The organism is Pseudomonas sp. RGM2987, from assembly GCF_022952855.1.
Classification (GTDB): Bacteria; Pseudomonadota; Gammaproteobacteria; order Pseudomonadales; family Pseudomonadaceae; genus Aquipseudomonas.
Genome location: NZ_JALJDX010000166.1, coordinates 16712 through 34952, shown reverse-complemented (window position 1 = coordinate 34952; position 18241 = coordinate 16712). Strand labels below are relative to the sequence as shown.

General features: G+C 60.9%; 13 protein-coding genes. 8 read left to right on the top strand and 5 right to left on the bottom strand.

Annotated features, from left to right (window positions below):
- Positions 1-108: 108 nt before the first annotated feature.
- The 4 genes from RGM2987_RS08345 to RGM2987_RS08330 all read right to left on the bottom strand — a co-directional run bounded on the left by RGM2987_RS08345 (position 109) and on the right by RGM2987_RS08330 (position 4775).
- Positions 109-855 (bottom strand): FadR/GntR family transcriptional regulator, encoded by a 747-nt coding sequence (locus RGM2987_RS08345; protein ID WP_245139665.1) that lies wholly within the window; start codon positions 853-855, stop codon positions 109-111.
- A gap of 280 nt (positions 856-1135) precedes the next feature.
- Positions 1136-2863 (bottom strand): ABC transporter ATP-binding protein/permease, encoded by a 1728-nt coding sequence (locus RGM2987_RS08340; RefSeq protein WP_245139663.1) that lies wholly within the window; start codon positions 2861-2863, stop codon positions 1136-1138.
- A gap of 95 nt (positions 2864-2958) precedes the next feature.
- The gene (locus RGM2987_RS08335) at positions 2959-3519 is read right to left on the bottom strand and encodes a response regulator transcription factor (protein WP_003177957.1); all 561 of its coding nucleotides are present in this window, start codon (positions 3517-3519) and stop codon (positions 2959-2961) included.
- Positions 3516-4775: an ATP-binding protein gene (locus RGM2987_RS08330; protein ID WP_245139661.1), complete on the bottom strand. Its 1260-nt coding sequence runs from the start codon at positions 4773-4775 to the stop codon at positions 3516-3518. The genes RGM2987_RS08335 and RGM2987_RS08330 overlap by 4 nt, the downstream gene beginning before the upstream one ends.
- A 359-nt stretch (positions 4776-5134) precedes the next feature.
- Between RGM2987_RS08330 and RGM2987_RS08325 the strand changes: the two genes are divergently transcribed.
- Positions 5135-5851 (top strand): SIMPL domain-containing protein, encoded by a 717-nt coding sequence (locus RGM2987_RS08325; protein ID WP_245139658.1) that lies wholly within the window; start codon positions 5135-5137, stop codon positions 5849-5851.
- A gap of 219 nt (positions 5852-6070) precedes the next feature.
- Here RGM2987_RS08325 and RGM2987_RS08320 read toward each other — a convergent pair whose 3' ends face one another.
- A complete protein-coding gene (locus RGM2987_RS08320; protein WP_245139656.1) occupies positions 6071-6460 on the bottom strand; it encodes a DUF6124 family protein in 390 nt (129 codons plus the stop codon).
- 1139 nt (positions 6461-7599) lie between these two features.
- Between RGM2987_RS08320 and RGM2987_RS08315 the strand changes: the two genes are divergently transcribed.
- The 7 genes from RGM2987_RS08315 (at position 7600) to RGM2987_RS08285 (ending at position 18237) form a co-directional block, all read left to right on the top strand.
- Entirely contained in the window at positions 7600-9201 is a 1602-nt protein-coding gene (locus RGM2987_RS08315) for an ABC transporter substrate-binding protein (RefSeq protein ID WP_245139654.1), read from the top strand.
- 256 nt (positions 9202-9457) lie between these two features.
- The gene (locus RGM2987_RS08310) at positions 9458-11083 is read left to right on the top strand and encodes an ABC transporter substrate-binding protein (protein ID WP_245139651.1); all 1626 of its coding nucleotides are present in this window, start codon (positions 9458-9460) and stop codon (positions 11081-11083) included.
- A 304-nt stretch (positions 11084-11387) separates the two neighbouring features.
- Positions 11388-12974 (top strand): ABC transporter substrate-binding protein, encoded by a 1587-nt coding sequence (locus tag RGM2987_RS08305; RefSeq protein WP_245139649.1) that lies wholly within the window; start codon positions 11388-11390, stop codon positions 12972-12974.
- 168 nt (positions 12975-13142) lie between these two features.
- On the top strand, positions 13143-14558 hold the full coding sequence (locus tag RGM2987_RS08300; protein ID WP_245139647.1) for an OprD family porin: 1416 nt from the start codon (positions 13143-13145) through the stop codon (positions 14556-14558).
- A 76-nt stretch (positions 14559-14634) separates the two neighbouring features.
- Positions 14635-16230: an ABC transporter substrate-binding protein gene (locus tag RGM2987_RS08295; protein WP_245139645.1), complete on the top strand. Its 1596-nt coding sequence runs from the start codon at positions 14635-14637 to the stop codon at positions 16228-16230.
- A gap of 74 nt (positions 16231-16304) precedes the next feature.
- Positions 16305-17315 (top strand): ABC transporter permease subunit, encoded by a 1011-nt coding sequence (locus tag RGM2987_RS08290; RefSeq protein WP_123342798.1) that lies wholly within the window; start codon positions 16305-16307, stop codon positions 17313-17315.
- 10 nt (positions 17316-17325) lie between these two features.
- Complete coding sequence (locus RGM2987_RS08285; RefSeq protein ID WP_215000749.1) at positions 17326-18237, top strand: ABC transporter permease subunit; 912 nt, start codon at positions 17326-17328, stop codon at positions 18235-18237.
- The last annotated feature ends 4 nt before the right edge of the window (positions 18238-18241 follow it).

The following is an 18241-nucleotide window of genomic DNA, read 5'->3' as shown; positions in this document are numbered from 1 at the left end:
CTTGTTTGGGCCGGCTTGGCCCCCAAGCGGGAGCAAGCTCCCTCGCCACGGGGTTATCTGGGTTGCTTGCAGAATGGGGGCGCAGTCAGATCCATGAGATCAAGCCGTCTAGCCCTGCGCCTGCGCCTCTTCATGGGCCTGGCGCAGTCGTTCGCGGCTGTTGGTCAGGTGCAGGCGCATGGCGGCGCGGGCGGCGTCGGAGTCCTGGCGGGCGATGGCTTCGTAGATTTCCTCGTGCTCGCGGCTCAGTCGATCCATGTAGTGCTGTTGGTCGTCATGGGCCAGGCGCGCCGAGTTCAGACGGGTGCGCGGGATGATGCTGGTGCCCAGGTGAGTCATGATGTCGGTGAAGTAACGGTTGCCGGTGGACAAGGCGATTTCCAGGTGGAAAGCGAAGTCCGAGGCCACCGCGTCGCTGGCGTGGGCCGCGCTTTCCTTCAAGGCATCGAGGGCGGCGCGCATGGTCGCCAGTTGCTCGTCGCTACGGCGCTGCGCGGCCAGGCCGGCGGATTCCACCTCCAGGCTGATGCGCAATTCCAAAACCGCCAGCACATCACGCAAGGTGACCACCGTGGCCGGGTCAATGCGAAAGCCGCTGGGGCTCGGCGTGTCCAGCACGAAAGTGCCGATGCCGTGGCGGGTTTCCACCTGGCCGGCCGCCTGCAAACGGGAAATCGCCTCGCGCACCACGGTGCGGCTGACGCCGTGGGCTTCCATGATCGCCGACTCGGTGGGCAATTTATCGCCGCGCTTGAGCAGGCCGTCGCGAATCTGCTCGGTCAGCACCGTCACCAGCTCCTGCGCCAGGCTGCGGCGCTTGCGGGGAAGGCGGGGTACGTTGATCGGGTTTTCCATGGGTTTGTGTCTCGGCAAGCGGCTGAATGCGCATCATCATAGCGCAACGTCGTTGTACGATCACCGTGGGTGCAGTGGCGAGTCGGGTTGCTGACACCGAGTCGCCTTCATCGCGAGCAGGCTCGCTCCCACATTGGATCGATTGTGGACATAAGCATTGCGCCTCACCACACATCCAGTGTGGGAGCGGGCTTGCTCGCGAAAGCGGTGTGCCAGACGCATCAGCATCCATGCCATACCGCATTCGCGAGCAAGCCCGCTCCCACAGGTTTCATGGTGGTCAGGCGGTTACGGTGCGCTCCACCAGCTGGCCATTTTCGATACGCACATGTCGCGGATGGAATCGTTTCAAACTGCTTCGGTGACCGACGCTGACAATACTCAGGCCTGGCAACTGGTCGATCAGCGCCTGGTACAGCGTCGCCTCGTCCTCTTCGTCCATCGCCGACGTGGCTTCGTCCATGTACAACCACTGCGGTGCATAAAGCAACGCGCGGGCAAAGGCCAGGCGCTGTTGCTCACCGGGCGAAAGCATGCGCTGCCAGTGATTGCTTTCATCCAGGCGCGCAATCAGGTGCGGCAGCCGGCAGGTTTCCAGCACCTGTGCATAACGTTCGTTGGGGTAGACGTCGCCGGCCTGTGGATAACTCAATACCTCGCGCAGGCTGCCAATAGGGAGGTAGGGTTTTTGCGGCAGGAAGAGATACCGCGCCGACGGCAGCAGAATATTGCCATGCCCGGCCGGCCACAAATGCCCCATCGCCCGAAACAGCGTGGACTTGCCGCTGCCCGAGCGCCCGCTGAGCATCACCCGCTCCCCCGGCTCCACCGTCATGTCGGCGTTGCTGAGCAGGTGACGACCGTCCGCCAGGTCCAGCCCCAGGTTATGCACTTTCAACACACTGCCCTGGTTCTGTACGTCGATGGCCGGCACGCGGTCCTCGTTGTCGCTCATGGCCTGGCGGAAACTCAGCAGACGATCGCAGGTGGCGCGCCATGCGGCCAGGTCGGAGTAGGCACTGATGAACCAACTGAAGTTTTCCTGCACATTGCCGAACGCCGAGTTGATCTGCATGAGCTCGCCGAGCTGGATCTTGCCGGCGAAGTAGCGTGGCGCGGCGACGATGAACGGGAAGATGATCGCGATCTGACCGTAGCCGGAGGTGAAGAACGTCAGACGCTTGGAGACCCGCATGATGTCCCAGAAATTCTGCCAGACCAGCCCGAAGCGTCCGCTCAAGCGCCGGTTCTCGTTGGGCTCGCCGTTATACAACGCAATACTTTCGGCGTTCTCGCGCACCCGTACCATGGAGAAACGCAGGTCGGCTTCGAAACGTTGCTGGTTGTTGTTCAGGCCAATCAGGCGACGGCCGATCAGGTGTGTCAGCCAACTGCCCACGGCCGCGTACACCAACGCGCACCAGAACATGTAGCCGGGGATGGTGTAGCCGAACACTTCGATACTGCCGGACACCCCCCATAGAATGATCGAGAACGACACCAGGCTGACCACCGTGCGCAGCAAGCCCAACCCCAGGCTCAGGGTGTTGGTGGTGAAACTGTTGAGGTCCTCGGATATCCGCTGGTCCGGGTTGTCGGTGTAGCCGCCCTGCTCCAGCCGGTAATAATTCTTGTCACTGAGCCAACGGGCGAAATGCTGCTCGGTGAGCCAGGCCCGCCAGCGGATGGTGAGCATCTGCGTCAGGTACAGGCGATAGACGGCGCCGAGGATCGCCACCGCGGCGATGCCGCAGAAATACAGGATCAATTGCCAGAACGCTTCGCTGTTTTTCTCTTGCAGGGCGTTGTAGAAGTCCTTGTACCAACTGTTGATCCACACCGAAATCGCCACGCTGAACAGCGACAGCGCAATGACGGCGATCAACAGCGTCCAGGCCTTGCCCTTCTCCTCACTGCGCCAGTACGGCGTGGTCATTTGCCAGACACGGCGGAAAAACTGCCCGCGCACTGTGTCATTGACCGCGGAATATTCAGCGTTCTGATTCATGGTTAAGGCTCGATAAAGAAAAGAACAGACTCGGGCCGATGATAAACAGCGGCCCGATTTATCGCGAGGGTGGACAACATCTGTTCAGCGCAGGTTCAGCGACGCACCGGGCGTTTCTGCAATTTGCGCTGCAAGGTACGCCGGTGCATGCCCAGGGCGCGGGCGGTGGCGGAAATGTTGCCTTCGTGTTCGGTCAGCACCCGCTGGATGTGCTCCCATTGCAGGCGGTCCACCGACATCGGGTTCTCCGGCACCAGGGTGTCGAGGTCGGCGTGCTCGGACAACAGCGCGGCCAGCACGTCGTCGGCGTCCGCCGGCTTGCACAGATAATTGCAGGCGCCGCGCTTGATGGCCTCCACCGCCGTGGCGATGCTCGAATAGCCGGTGAGGATGACCACGCGCATTTCCGGGTCCAGCTCCAGCAACTTGGGCAACAGCACCAGGCCCGAGTCGCCATCCATTTTCAGGTCCAGGGCGGCGTAGTCCGGCAGGTCGGCCTGGGCGATGGTCAGCCCTTCTTCGGCGGAACCGGCGGTGCTGACGCGAAAGCCGCGACGGGACATGGCCCGGGCCATGACGCGGGTGAAGGTGGCGTCGTCATCCACCAGCAACAGGTGCGGCAGTTCTTCGCCGTCGACTTGGATCTCGTCACTCATGCTTCGTCTCCTCGGTCGGCATGGGGCAGGCGCAGCTCGGTAAGCGTGCCGCCGCTCTCATGGGGGTAGAGTTTCACCGAGCCGCCGGCGCGTGTCACGCTGGCTTTGCTCAAAAACAGGCCCAGGCCCAGGCCTTTGCCCTTGGTGGTGTAGAACGGCTTGCCGATCTGCTCGGCGATCGCCAGCGGCACGCCGGCGCCGTGGTCGCGAATGCTGATGGTCAGCTCATAGACGTTCCAGTCCAACGCCACTTCCAGCCCTTCGGGGCAGGCGTCGGCGGCGTTGTTCAACAGGTTCAGCAACGCCTGGGTCAAGTCTGGCGGCGGCGCCATGCGCGGCACGGTCCCCTGGCCCAGGCACTGGAAACGGTAACTGGCTTCCGGGCGCATCAGGTGCCAGCGGTTCAGGGCCTCGTCGAGCCAGTCGGTGACGTCCTGCATGTCGATGGCCAGCCGCCGATTGGCCTCGGCGGCGCGCACCAGGTATTGCAGGGTTTCCTTGCAGAGCTTGACCTGATCCTGCAACACGCTGAGGTCGTCTTGCAGCGCCGGGTCGTGATGATCCTGGCGCATTTCCTTGAGCAGCACGCTCATGGTCGCCAATGGCGTGCCCAATTCGTGGGCGGCCCCGGCGGCCTGGGTAGCCACGGCCAGCAATTGCTCGTCCCGCAGGCCTTCTTCACGCCGAATGGCGCGCAGCTCTTCCTGGCGGCGCAGCTCTTCGGCCATGCGTGCGGCAAAAAAGGTGATGACCGCCGCGGCCAGGGCGAAACTCAGCCACATGCCATAGATTTGCAGGTTTTCCCGGGCGATGGGAAAGGTTTCCAGCGGGTAGAAGCGTGCCAGCAGCAGGGTGTACAGCGCCAGGGCGATACCGGACAGGATCAGCGAGAACCGCCACGGCAGCGTCACCGCCGCAATGGTCAGCGGCACCAGGTAATAAGACACGAAGGGGTTGGTGGAGCCGCCGGAGAAATACAGCAGTGCACTGTGGATAAACAAGTCGCAAGCCAGTTGTACGGCGTATTCCAGCTCGGTGACCGGCCACGAGGCGTGCAAACGCACAGCCGTCAGCGCACACAGCACACTGGAACAGGCCAGGGTGATCGCCAGTTGCAGCCACGGCAGCGGCAACAGGTTGAACCAATAGGCCAGGCCCACGGAACCGGCCTGGGCAGCCAGGACCAGGATGCGGATGAACGTCAGGCGCCAGAGGTTCTGGCGAGAGGCGGAAGTCAGTAGCAAAGGGGCGAGCATGAGCTCTCCTGATGAGCGCTCCAGGCGAATCGCACGGAGTATAACCAAGGCACGGGTGACACAGGCAGATCTGCGGCAAAGCGCCACAGCCCTGAAATTTCGAAAAATCCTCTGTGGCGAGGGAGCTTGCTCCCGCTGGCCTGCGCAGCAGGCCCATCAAATCCCCCGAATAGTCCAGGGACCAAAGCTTGCGACTGCTGCGCAGTCGAGCGGGAGCAAGCTCCCTCGCCACGGGATTTCTGCCGCCTTCCTGTATCTGTATAGAAGTTGTAACTGTGCGAACCGGATCGCAGAAGCTAGAGTCTTACCGTTCACGCAGGTCCGGACCTCACCCCTGCGCCTCATCCCAAGGAGCTTTCATGTACACGTTCAGTCGCCCCGCCGCCCTCCTCGCCCTCAGCCTCGGCACCGTCGCCAGCCTGCCGGCCCTGGCCGCCGATGAGCTGCACTACAACCAGATCTCCCTGCGCGCCGAAGCCAGCCAGGAAGTGGCCCGCGACCTGATGATCGTCACCCTCTACACCGAGGAACAGAACAGCGACCCGGCCAAACTCGCCGCCGCCGTCAGCACCACGTTGAACAAAGCCATCGGCCAGGCCAAGCAGGTCAAGGACATCACCCTGCGCCAGGGCAGCCGCAACAGCTACCCGATCTATGACAACAAAGGCGGGAAAATCACCGGCTGGCGCGAACGCGCCGAACTGCGCCTGGAAAGCGCCGACTTCGCCGCATTGTCCAAACTCACCGGCGAGCTGCTCACCGACATGAAAATGGGCGGCATGGACTTCGCCATCTCCACCGCCACCCGCCAGACCAGCGAAGACGCCCTGCTCAAGGACGCGGTCAACGCCTTCAAGGCCCGCGCTCAACTGGCCACCGACGCCTTGGGCGGCAAGGGTTACAAAATCGTCAGCCTGAACTTCAACACCAACGGCTACCCACAACCGTTCATGCGCGCCCCGATGATGATGAAAGGCGCGTCCATGGATGCTGAATCCGTTACACCTGAGGTGGAGGCGGGTACCAGCAAAGTGAGCATGACGGCAGATGGGGCGATTGAGGTGTTGATGCAGTAATCGATGGACTGACTGTGCCATCAGCCCAAAGATGCCCTTGTGGCGAGGGGATTTATCCCCGCTGGGCTGCGCAGCAGACCCGAACCTGATACCTCGGTGTGTCAGGCAGCTTGAGTCGCTGCCCCTTCGGGGGGCTGCTACGCAGCCCAACGGGGATAAATCCCCTCGCCACCAGTGCGCCCGACTTGAGTTGAAAGGTCGGACGCATCTTCCCTCTCCTTACACCTCGACCGGGCCAGCCGGCGCCTGCAACTGATCCAGCGCCTTGTCCACCAGCAACTGGCACAACTCCACCAACTGCTGAATCCCCAACGCCACACTGCGCCGGGTGCCATCCACCTCGAAAGCCAGGTCCTCGGCCATGGCTTTGACTGAGGCCAGGGTTTCGGAGGTGCTGGTCAGCAGTGTGTCGGTGTCGGCTTTGGCGGTGACGGAGAACAGGCTGTCGATGCGGGGATCGGAGGGTGGCTCTTCCGGGGGTTTTGGGTAGAGGTAATGGTTCAGGGTACGCTCGGCGGCGGCGCGGTCTTTTAGGAGGTCTTCGATGGCGTCGAAGCCAGAAAGGGGTGTGGTTTTGTTGAAGGGTGGGTCGGGGATTAACTTGTCCATATGCAATGCTCCTGCTTAAAAATTGGAGCCATCCTTGTGTCGTTTCCACGCGACAGTAGGTGGCAGCGGTACGCGGGGTGGAAATACCGGTTAGCAGGACCCGGCCAGACCGAAGTCTGCCCACGCACAGCCGCCAAGACGCAGTTTGCAGACGAAACGAGACGTCGGCAATACGATGTTCAGCCAAGCCACTGCTAAAAGGTCAGGTTTCCACACCCGGTCGCTGATTTGGCAGCGACAGGCAAAAGACTAGAACCCCCACTTCCGACGGACAACCTTAAAAACTCGTGGGATGTTTCGTTGCAAGGCAGGAGATCCGTCCGACATCCCAGAGTGATCTCTACTCATCCAGACACAACCCCAACCCGTGGCGAGGGAGCTTGCTCCCGCTGGGCTGCGAAGCAGCCCCAAACCGGATACCTCGCAGAGAAGGCCTTGAGGGTCCGGCCCTTTAAAAATCACCAATACACTCAATCGTCGAGTGCCCTTTTAAATTCAGGCCGACTGTCAGACCGCCATCGCGAGCAGGCTCGCTCCCACAATGGATCGGGTTACAACCGCAGGGAATAGGTCAGTTGTCAGACCGTCTTCGCGAGCAAGCCCGCTCCCACAGGATTCAGGTACAGCCGGAAAAGTCAGGCCGCCTCGCTTTAGCTTTGCTTTGCTTTGCTTTGCTTTGCTTTGCTTTGCTTTGGCTCTTGATCTTGGGCGCCCCATTAACCACAAGGGCCGAACGCAGGCATTGCGTAGTGGGCCCACGGAGCAATGCCGGAGTGAGGGAACACCGAGCGTAAGCGAGGTGCCCAGTGGTGGGGCAAAGCGTTTTGCTTACTTTTGCGCTTCTCAAAAGTGAGCCGCTGTCAGAGCGGAACCCTAAGTAGCCGTTACCGCAGCAATGGATATGTACTTGGTCAAAAAAATCCCGAGCGACCGTCAGGCCGCCTTCGCGAGCAAGCCCGCTCCCACAGTTGGATCGGGGTACAACCGCAAGAGTCAGGTCGGCTGTCAGGCCGCCTCGCCACAGCCAGCTACAGCCGCCCGGCTATACCCAAACCCACCAGTCCCCCGCACTTTTGGCTATTTCCCCACCCCCGCCCCAACCGCTACGCTCAGGAAAATCGTCACTACCAAGGGATTTCATGGACCGGACCACCTTAAAACCACTCCTACTCGCCATCGCCCTGATCGGCAGTGCTCCCATGGCCCAGGCCGCGACCACCCTGGTCTACTGCTCCGAAGCCAGCCCCGCCGGCTTCGACCCGAGCCAATACACCAGTGGCACCGACTTCGATGCCTCGGCTGAAACCGTCTTCAACCGGCTCACCCAATTCAAGCGCGGCGGCACCGAGGTCGAGCCGGGGCTGGCGACGAGCTGGGAGGTGTCCGCCGATGGCCTGGTCTACACCTTCCACCTGCGCGAAGGCGTGAAATTCCACACCACCGATTTCTTCACCCCCAGCCGCGACTTCAACGCCGACGACGTGCTGTTCACTTTCCAGCGCCTGCTCGATCCGCAACACCCGTTCCGCCAGGCCTACCCCACCGAGTCGCCCTACTTCACCGACATGGGCCTGAACACCACGATCAAGAGCCTGGAGAAAGTCGACGAACACACCGTGCGTTTCAACCTGAACAACGTCGATGCCGCGTTCGTGCAGAACCTGGCGATGAGTTTTGCGTCCGTGCAGTCCGCCGAATACGCGGCGCAATTGCTCAAGGAAGGCAAGGCCGGCGACCTCAACCAGAAGCCTGTCGGTACCGGGCCGTTCGTGTTCAAGCGCTACCAGAAGGACTCGCAGATCCGCTATGCCGCCAACACGGCGTACTGGAAACCCGAGGACGTGAAGCTCGACAACCTGATTTTCTCCATCACCCCGGACGCCGCCGTGCGTCTGCAAAAGCTAAAACGCGGCGAATGCCAGGTCAGCGGTTACCCGCGTCCGGCTGACATCGAGGTGATCGAGCAGGACCCGAACCTGCAAGTGCTCAGGCAACCGGGTTTCAACCTGGGCTTTTTGGCCTACAACGTGACGCACCCGCCGCTGGACCAGCTCAAGGTCCGCCAGGCGCTGGACATGGCTATCGACAAGCCGGCGATCATCAAGGCCGTGTACCAGAGCGCCGGACAACTGGCGCAGAACGCTCTGCCGCCGGCCCAGTGGTCGTTCGACCCGAGTATCCAGGACGCACCCCATGACGTGACCAAGGCCAAGGCGCTACTCAAGGAAGCCGGGGTTGCGCCCGGTACTACCCTCAATTTATGGGCGATGACGGTGCAACGCGCCTCCAACCCCAACGCGCGAATGTCTGCGCAGATGATTCAACAGGATTGGGCCAAGATCGGCATCAAGGCCAACATCGTCAGCTACGAATGGGGCGAATACATCAAGCGCGCAAAAAATGGCGAACATGACGCAATGATCTACGGCTGGACCGGGGATAACGGCGACCCGGACAACTGGCTGGGCGTGCTCTACAGCTGCGCAGCGGTCAAGGGCAGCAACTACGCCAAGTGGTGCGACCCGGCGTATGACCGCCTGATCCAGCAGGCCAAGGTCTCGACCGACCGCCAGCAACGCGTCGACCTGTACCAGCAGGCGCAGAAAATCCTCAAGCAACAGGTGCCGATCACACCTATCGCCAACTCTACGGTATTCCAGCCGATAAACAGAAAAGTGGTGGACTTCAAACTCAGTCCATTTGGGCTTACACCCTTCTACGGCGTGGGTTTGACGAAGTAATACCTGCCCCATCCGGGTGCGAAATACCTTCATCGCGCACCCGGATGGAGCGCAATCCGCCCCGAAAAAACACGCGCAAACGGTCAAATGCGTCAGAAGTTACACAGATGCGACATTAAGGTACGTTCGTGCCACTGTTTCGGACTTGTGACCGCTCTGGATCTTGCATTGGGTATGGGGCCTGCATAAGTATCCGCAGGACGACTCACGAGGTCGCCCTCAAAAACCAAAAATGACAACAAATCATGAGGCCAACATGCTTAAACACGCGGTCATTCCGTTTTTAGTCGGCGCGAGCTTATTAGCCAGCGCACCCTTCGCTTCCGCTGCGACTAACCTGGTGTTCTGCTCCGAAGGGAGCCCGGCCGGTTTCGACCCTGGTCAATACACTACCGGAACCGACTTCGACGCCTCTGCAGAAACCATGTTCAACCGCCTGACCCAGTTCGAGCGCGGCGGCACCGCCGTGATTCCTGGCCTGGCGACCAAATGGGATATTTCCGAAGACGGCCTGAGCTACACCTTCCACCTGCGTGAAGGCGTCAAGTTCCACACCACCGCGTACTTCAAGCCGACCCGCGAATTCAACGCCGACGACGTGCTGTTCACCTTCAACCGGATGATCAACAAGGACGACCCGTTCCGTAAGGCGTACCCGACCGAATTCCCGTACTTCACCGACATGGGGATGGACACCAACATCACCAAGATCGATAAAGTCGACGATTACACGGTCAAGTTCACCCTCAAGGATGTCGACGCCGCGTTCATCCAGAACATGGCCATGAGCTTCGCCTCGATCCAGTCCGCCGAGTATGCGGCTCAGTTGCTCAAGGATGGCAAGGCACCGGACATCAACCAGAAGCCGATCGGCACTGGCCCGTTCGTGTTCAAGAGCTACCAGAAAGACTCCAACATCCGCTACACCGGGAACAAGGACTACTGGAACCCTGCCGATGTGAAGATCGACAACCTGATCTTCGCCATCACCACCGACCCGTCGGTGCGTATCCAGAAGCTGAAGAAGAACGAGTGCCAGGTCACCCTCTTCCCACGTCCCGCCGACCTCAAGGCGCTAAAGGACGACAAGGCCCTGAAGATGCCTGACCAGGCCGGCTTCAACCTGGGCTACATCGCCTACAACGTGATGGACAAGATCAAGGGCAGCAACGAGCCGAACGTGCTCGCCAACCTGAAGGTCCGCCAGGCGCTGGACATGGCGGTCAACAAGCCGCAGATCATCGACTCGGTCTACCAGGGCGCCGGCCAGCTGGCGGTCAACTCCATGCCGCCGACCCAATGGTCCTACGACACCACCATCAAGGATGCCAAGTACGACCCTGAGAAAGCCAAGGAGCTGCTCAAGGAAGCCGGCGTCAAGGAAGGCACCAACATCACCCTGTGGGCGATGCCGGTACAGCGTCCGTACAACCCGAACGCCAAGCTGATGGCTGAAATGCTCCAGTCCGACTGGAAGAAAATCGGCCTGAACGTGAACATCGTCAGCTACGAATGGGGCGAGTACATCAAGCGTTCCAAGGGCGGCGAGAACCAGGCGATGATCATCGGCTGGAGCGGTGACAACGGTGATCCGGACAACTGGCTCAACGTGCTGTTCGGTTGCGACTCCCTGAGTGGCAACAACTTCTCCAAATGGTGTGACAAGAAGTTCGATGGACTGGTCAAGGAAGCCAAGCGCACCACCGACCAGGCCAAGCGCACCGAACTGTACAAACAGGCACAACACGTTCTCAAGGACGCTGTGCCAATGACACCTATCGCTCACTCGACGGTGTATCAACCCATGCGCGCCAATGTGCAGGACTTCAAGATCAGCCCATTCGGCTTGAACTCCTTCTACGGCGTCAGCGTCAGCAACTAAAGCGACCCTGTGATGAGGGAGCTTGCTCCCTCATCACTGTTGCTTCATGCCAAGACCCAGGAAATTGCCTACATCCAAAAACACTGCGTACCACAGCAGCTGGTTTCGGACGTATCGCTTTTTCCCACAAGTCTTTCAGGCTTTACGCATTTACTGACTGGCTCGCGGCTCATACCGTCGGCCCCCTGAGGACTTGCTGGCCTTGCGGCATCGCAACGCATTGGATTGAGCACAGTGCACCGGACCTGTCCTCGGAAGGACACCGGTTCACTGTTAAAACACCCCGAACGAGAGAGGGAGCGTCATGCGCCATACCTTGGTTTTTTCCGCATTGCTGGCCGCTACATCGCTGGCCCAGGCCGCTGACGGCAGCCTGGTGTTCTGTTCCGAAGGCAGCCCGGCCGGTTTCGATACCGCGCAATACACCACGGCCACCGACAACGATGCCGCCGAACCGCTGTATAACCGCCTGGCCGAGTTTGAAAAAGGCGCGACCAATGTCGTACCGGGTCTTGCGACCCGCTGGGATATTTCCGAAGACGGTTTGAAATACACCTTTCACCTGCGCGAAGGCGTGAAGTTCCACACCACGGATTACTTCACACCGACTCGGGATTTCAACGCCGACGACGTACTGTTCACCTTCAATCGGATGCTCGATCCGCAGCACCCGTTCCGCAAGGCCTACCCCACCGAGTTCCCGTACTTCAACGGCATGAGCCTGAACAAGAACATTGCCAAGGTCGAGAAAACCGGGCCGTTGACGGTGGTCATGACCCTCAACAGCGTCGACGCCGCGTTCATCCAGAACATCGCCATGAGTTTTGCCGCGATCCTCTCGGCCGAATACGCCGACCAGTTGCTCAAGAGTGGCAAGCCGAGCGACATCAACCAGAAGCCAATCGGCACCGGGCCGTTCGAGTTCAAGAGCTACCAGAAAGACTCCAACATCCGCTACGTCGCCAATACCCAGTACTGGGCGCCGGAACGGGTCAAGCTCAAGAACCTGATCTTCTCCATCAACACCGATGCCTCGGTGCGGGTGCAGAAGCTCAAGGCCAACGAATGCCAGGTCACCCTGCATCCGCGCCCGGCCGATGTGCCGGCCTTGAAGAACGACCCCAAGCTGCAACTGATCGAGAAGCCCGGCTTCAACCTTGGCTACATCGCCTACAACACCCGCCACAAGCCGTTCGACCAGGTCGAGGTACGTCGCGCGCTGGACATGGCGGTAAACAAGCAAGGCATCCTCAATGCCGTGTACCAGGGCGCGGGACAACTGGCGGTCAACGCCATGCCGCCGACCCAGTGGTCCTACGACGACACCATCAAGGACACCGCCTACAACCCGGAAAAAGCCAAGGAGCTGCTCAAGGCCGCCGGGGTCAAGGAAGGCACCGAGCTCACCCTCTGGGCCATGCCCGTGCAACGCCCCTACAACCCCAACGCCAAGCTGATGGCCGAGATGCTCCAGGCCGACTGGGCGAAGATCGGGCTGAAGGTGAAGATCGTCAGCTACGAATGGGGCGAGTACATCAAGCGCACCAAGAACGGTGAGCATGACATCAGCCTGATCGGCTGGACCGGCGACAATGGTGACCCGGACAACTGGCTGGGCACGCTGTACAGCTGCGACGCCATTGGCGGCAACAACTACTCCATGTGGTGTGACCAGGATTACGACAAGCTGATCAAGCAGGCCAAGGTCGTCACTGACCGCGACCAGCGCACCGTGCTCTACAAACAGGCCCAGCAGTTGCTCAAGCAGCAAGTGCCGATCACCCCTGTTGCCCACTCCACGGTCAACCAGCCGCTGAGTGCCAAAGTCGAAGGGTTCAAGGTCAGCCCCTTCGGTCGCAACGTGTTCTCGGGCGTCAGCCTGAACCCATAACCGATTAGTCCTACAGCGAGGGCCCCCAGGGGCTCTCACGCAGACGTCTTGCCGGAATTCGCCGATCAGGTGCCATGCAAACGTTTGCGACTGTGATGAGTTGTAAAACCGATAGCCGTATCACCAAAAAAGAACGGCATAAAAAAGAAAGAAAAAGGAGCGTTACCCATGAAGTTGAGCAGCACCGCGATACTGGCCTTGGCCATCAGCAGCATCACCGCGACGGCCTTTGCAGAATCCCAGAGCCAGGCCGTCACCCCGGTGACCCTCAAGACCACCAGCGAGCAAAGCGAAGCCAAAGGCTTCATCGACGGCCAATCGGTGACCGGTTCGACCCGTAACTGGTACGCCAACGAGCAGTTCAAGCGCGGCGCGAAGCTGACCTACCGTAAAAACGGTGAAGCACGCGAGACCGACCGCCGCATCAACTGGCTGCAAGGCACCATCATCAAGTACAACTCGGGCTTTACCGAAGGCACTGTCGGTTTCAGCACTGAATTGGCCGCCTACAACGCCATCGCCCTGGATCAGGATCGCAAGGACCTGGCCTCCAACAACGGCGGCGCACCGACCACCCGCCCAGGCGCCGGTAACAACCGTACCCTGACCCGCGAAGGCGGCGACGCCGTCGGCCAGTGGAGCAAACTGGGCCTGGCGAACGTCAAGGCTCGCGTGTCGAACACCACCCTGACCGCCGGCCGCCAGAACTTCAGCAGCCCGATGGTCGATGTCATCGGCAACCGTGCCCTGCCCTCCAGCTTCCAGGGCGTGAGCCTGCACAGCGAAGAGCTGGAGAACCTGTCCTTTGACGTCGCGACCTTCGACCGCAACTCGCCACGTACCGAAGAGAGCCTGCGCAAGTTCCGCTCCGAATACGGCGACAGCAGCGTTGAAACCGATCACGTCAACACCGCCGGGATCACCTACCAGCCACTGGCGAGCCTGAAGACCAGCCTCTGGGCGACCCAGGCCGAAGACATCTGGAACCAGTACTACTTCGGCGCCACCCATGAGTTGGGCGACGCCTCGGTGCTGAGCCTGACCACCGGCCTGAACTACTACAAGACCGTCGATTCGGGCAAAGCCAAGCTGGGCCAGATCGACAACGACACCTACTCGCTGTCGTTCGGCCTGACCCACCAGGCCCACAGCCTGACCTTCTCGTACCAGGAAGTGAACGGCAACGAGTACTTCGACTACCTGCACGAAACCAACGGCATCTACCTGGCGAACTCCCTGCTGTCGGACTTCAACGGCCCGAACGAAAAATCCTTCCAGATCGCCTACGGCCTGAACATGGCTGAATACGGCGTGCCGGGCCTGAAGTTCAACATCTACCAGGCGCGCGGCTGGGGCATCGACGGTACTCACTACAACAGCACCGGCTACAGCGATGTGAAAGCCATGGACGGTGAGCACCACTACGAATACGGCATCGGCGCGTCCTATGCCGTACAGAGCGGGCCGCTGAAAGCCACCGCGATCCGTGCGACCTACACCGCGCACCGCGCCAGCGAAAACCAGGCCGACGGCAGCCTCAACGAGTTCCGCCTGGTGACCACCATCCCGTTCAACATTCTCTAAACCTTCCGCCGGACGGTCGACCCACAAGGTCGGCCGTTCGGTTTTTTGCCATTTACACGATTGCAGAGGATTGACGATGAACATGATCCCCCTACGCGCAGCCATTGCCGCCGCGCTGCTGAGTGTCGCCGTTGGCGCCAGCGCCAAGCCCCTGGTGGTGTGCACCGAAGCCAGCCCGGAAGGCTTCGACATGGTCCAGTACACGACTGCAGTCACTGCCGACGCCGTGGCAGAAACCATCTTCAACCGCCTGGCCGACTTCAAGCCCGGCACCACCGAAGTGATCCCGGCCCTGGCCGAATCCTGGGACATCAGCGACGATGGCCTGACGTACACCTTTCACCTGCGCAAAGGCGTCAAGTTCCACACCACCGAATACTTCAAGCCGACCCGCGACATGAACGCCGACGACGTGGTCTGGAGCTTCCAGCGCCAGTTGGACCCGAATCATCCGTGGCACAAACTGTCGAGCGTGGGCTTCCCCTACTTTGAAAGCATGGGCTTCAAAGAGCTGCTCAAAAGCGTCGAGAAAGTCGACGAGCACACGGTCAAGTTCAGCCTGACCCGTCGTGAAGCGCCGTTCCTGGCAGACATCGCCATGGCCTTCTCCTCGATTTACCCGGCCGAGTACGCCGATCAGTTGCTCAAGGCAGGCAAGGCCGGCGACCTCAACAGCAAGCCAATCGGCACCGGGCCGTTCGTCTTCCAGCGCTACAACAAGGACGCCCAGGTCCGCTTCAAGGCCAACCCGGACTACTTCCGTGGCAAGCCTCCCGCCGATTCGCTGATCCTGGCCATCGCTATCGACAACAACGTGCGCATGCAGAAGCTCAAGGCCAATGAATGCCAGATCGCGCTGTATCCGAAACCGGACGACATCCCGAACGTCAAGAAAGACCCGAACCTGAAGGTCGCCGAGCTGGACGCGATGACGGTGTCCTACGTCGCCATGAACACCACTCATAAGTACATGAGCGACGTGCGCGTGCGTCAGGCCATTGACCTGGCCTTCGACAAGGAAGCCTACGTCAACGCGCTGTTCGGCAAAGGCAACGCCACCGTGGCGGTCAACCCGTACCCGCCGACGCTGCTGGGCTTCAACCACGATCTGAAGAACCCGCCGCGTGACCTGGACAAGGCTCGCCAGTTGCTCAAGGAAGCCGGCGTGCCGGAAGGCACCGTCTTTACCCTGTTCACCCGCAACGGCGGCGGCCCGACCAACCCCAACCCGATGCTCGGCGCGCAGATGATGCAGGCGGACCTGGCGAAGGTCGGGATCAAGGTCGACATCCGCGTGATGGAATGGGGCGAAATGCTCAAGCGCGCGAAAAACGGCGAGCACGACATGGTATCCGCCGGATGGGCGGGCGATAACGGCGACCCGGATAACTTCCTGACGCCTATGCTCAGTTGCGAAGCGGCCAAGAACGGCGAAAACTACGCGCGCTGGTGCAACGAGAAATTCCAGGCGCTGATCGACCAGGCCCGCGCCACAGTGAACCCCGAGGAGCGCATCAAGCTCTATGAACAGGCCCAGGTGATTTTCAACCAGGACCTGCCATGGATCAGCATGGCCCACACCCGCATGTTCACGGCAATGCGCAAGAACGTAGAGGGCTATGAGATTAGCCCGCTCACCACCAACAACTTCGCCACCACCCAGGTGAAGTAGATAAGAAAACGCCCGGCGGTCTTTATCCAAGGACTGTCGGGCACGCCTAACCGGCTGATGAGGTACACCTGAAGATGTTTAGTTTTATTGCCCGCCGACTGGGATTGTTGATCCCCACGTTCTTCGGCATCACCTTGCTGACCTTCGCGTTGATTCGCATGATCCCCGGCGACCCCGTGGAAGTGATGATGGGCGAACGTCGGGTCGATCCCGAAATGCATGCACAGGCAATGGAACGCCTTGGCCTGAACAAACCGCTGTATGCCCAATACCTGGACTACATCGGCAAACTGGCCCACGGCGACCTCGGCGAATCGCTGCGTACCCGTGAAAGCGTATGGTCCGAATTCAGCTCCCTGTTTCCCGCGACCCTGGAACTGTCCATGGCCGCCCTGTTGTTCGCCGGTATCCTGGGCCTGTTGGCCGGGGTGATCGCGGCACTCAAGCGCGGATCGCTGTTCGACCATGGGGTGATGGGCATCTCCCTGGCGGGCTATTCGATGCCGATCTTCTGGTGGGGCCTGATCCTGATCATGTTCTTCTCGGTGTCCCTGGGCTGGACCCCGGTGTCGGGCCGGATCGACCTGCTCTACGACATCGAGCCGCGCACCGGTTTCATGTTGATCGATACCTTGCTGGCCGATGAGCCAGGCGCCTTCCTCGATGCCCTGCATCACCTGATCCTGCCGGCCATCGTGCTGGGCACCATTCCGTTGGCGGTCATCGCCCGCATGACCCGTTCTTCGATGCTTGAAGTATTGCGCGAAGACTACATCCGCACCGCCAAGGCCAAGGGCCTGTCGCCTTCGCGGGTGGTGTTCGTGCACGGCCTGCGCAACGCGTTGATCCCGGTGCTGACCGTGGTCGGCCTGCAAGTCGGCACGCTGCTGGCCGGTGCGGTCCTGACCGAAACGATCTTCTCCTGGCCGGGCATCGGCAAGTGGCTGATCGAAGCCATCGGCGCCCGGGACTATCCCGTGGTGCAGAACGGCATCCTGTTAATCGCCTGCCTGGTGATTCTGGTCAACTTCGTCGTGGACATCCTCTACGGCTTTGCCAACCCACGCATCCGTCACCAGCGCTGAGATCAAAACCATGAGTACTCCAACTACCGCGGTAGCAGTCGATCAAAGCCTGCTGTACCCGTCGCCGTACAAAGAATTCTGGCAAGCGTTTTCCCGCAACAAGGGCGCCGTGGCCGGGCTGCTGTTCATGATCCTGGTGGTGTTCTGCGCCATCTTCGCGCCGTGGGTCGCCCCCCATGACCCGAGCGAGCAATACCGCGACTTCCTGCTGACCCCGCCGGCCTGGCTCGAAGGCGGGCAGATGCAATTTTTGCTGGGCACCGACGAACTGGGCCGAGACCTGCTCTCGCGGCTGATCCAGGGTTCGCGCCTGTCGCTGCTGATCGGCTTGTCGTCGGTGGTGATGTCGCTGATCCCGGGCATCCTGCTGGGGCTGTTCGCCGGGTTCTTCCCGCGCATCCTCGGCCCGACCATCATGCGCCTGATGGACATCATGCTGGCCCTGCCTTCGCTGCTGCTGGCCGTGGCGATTGTCGCCATCCTCGGCCCAGGCCTGATCAACACCGTGATCGCCATCGCCATCGTCTCGCTGCCGTCCTACGTGCGCCTGACCCGCGCCGCCGTGATGGGCGAGTTGAACCGCGACTACGTGACCGCTGCCCGCCTGGCCGGTGCCGGCCTGCCGCGCCTGATGTTCATCACCGTGCTGCCCAACTGCATGGCGCCGCTGATCGTCCAGGCGACCTTGAGCTTTTCCTCGGCGATCCTCGACGCCGCCGCCCTGGGCTTCCTCGGCCTTGGCGTCCAGCCGCCGACCCCGGAATGGGGCACCATGCTGGCCTCGGCCCGCGACTACATCGAACGCGCCTGGTGGGTCGTGAGCCTGCCCGGCTTGACCATTTTGCTCAGCGTGCTGGCAATCAACCTGATGGGCGACGGGCTGCGCGATGCGCTGGACCCGAAACTCAAGAATGCCGCCTGAGGAG

Excerpts from the sequence above, each read along its gene's own strand:
- RGM2987_RS08325 (WP_245139658.1), top strand. The coding sequence starts at position 5,135 with ATGTACACGTTCAGTCGCCCCGCCGCCCTCCTCGCCCTCAGCCTCGGC.
- RGM2987_RS08290 (WP_123342798.1), top strand. The coding sequence starts at position 16,305 with ATGTTTAGTTTTATTGCCCGCCGACTGGGATTGTTGATCCCCACGTTC.
- RGM2987_RS08295 (WP_245139645.1), top strand. The coding sequence starts at position 14,635 with ATGAACATGATCCCCCTACGCGCAGCCATTGCCGCCGCGCTGCTGAGT.
- RGM2987_RS08285 (WP_215000749.1), top strand. The coding sequence starts at position 17,326 with ATGAGTACTCCAACTACCGCGGTAGCAGTCGATCAAAGCCTGCTGTAC.
- RGM2987_RS08340 (WP_245139663.1), bottom strand. The coding sequence starts at position 2,863 with ATGAATCAGAACGCTGAATATTCCGCGGTCAATGACACAGTGCGCGGG.
- RGM2987_RS08330 (WP_245139661.1), bottom strand. The coding sequence starts at position 4,775 with ATGCTCGCCCCTTTGCTACTGACTTCCGCCTCTCGCCAGAACCTCTGG.
- RGM2987_RS08310 (WP_245139651.1), top strand. The coding sequence starts at position 9,458 with ATGCTTAAACACGCGGTCATTCCGTTTTTAGTCGGCGCGAGCTTATTA.
- RGM2987_RS08335 (WP_003177957.1), bottom strand. The coding sequence starts at position 3,519 with ATGAGTGACGAGATCCAAGTCGACGGCGAAGAACTGCCGCACCTGTTG.
- RGM2987_RS08300 (WP_245139647.1), top strand. The coding sequence starts at position 13,143 with ATGAAGTTGAGCAGCACCGCGATACTGGCCTTGGCCATCAGCAGCATC.
- RGM2987_RS08345 (WP_245139665.1), bottom strand. The coding sequence starts at position 855 with ATGGAAAACCCGATCAACGTACCCCGCCTTCCCCGCAAGCGCCGCAGC.
- RGM2987_RS08305 (WP_245139649.1), top strand. The coding sequence starts at position 11,388 with ATGCGCCATACCTTGGTTTTTTCCGCATTGCTGGCCGCTACATCGCTG.
- RGM2987_RS08315 (WP_245139654.1), top strand. The coding sequence starts at position 7,600 with ATGGACCGGACCACCTTAAAACCACTCCTACTCGCCATCGCCCTGATC.
- RGM2987_RS08320 (WP_245139656.1), bottom strand. The coding sequence starts at position 6,460 with ATGGACAAGTTAATCCCCGACCCACCCTTCAACAAAACCACACCCCTT.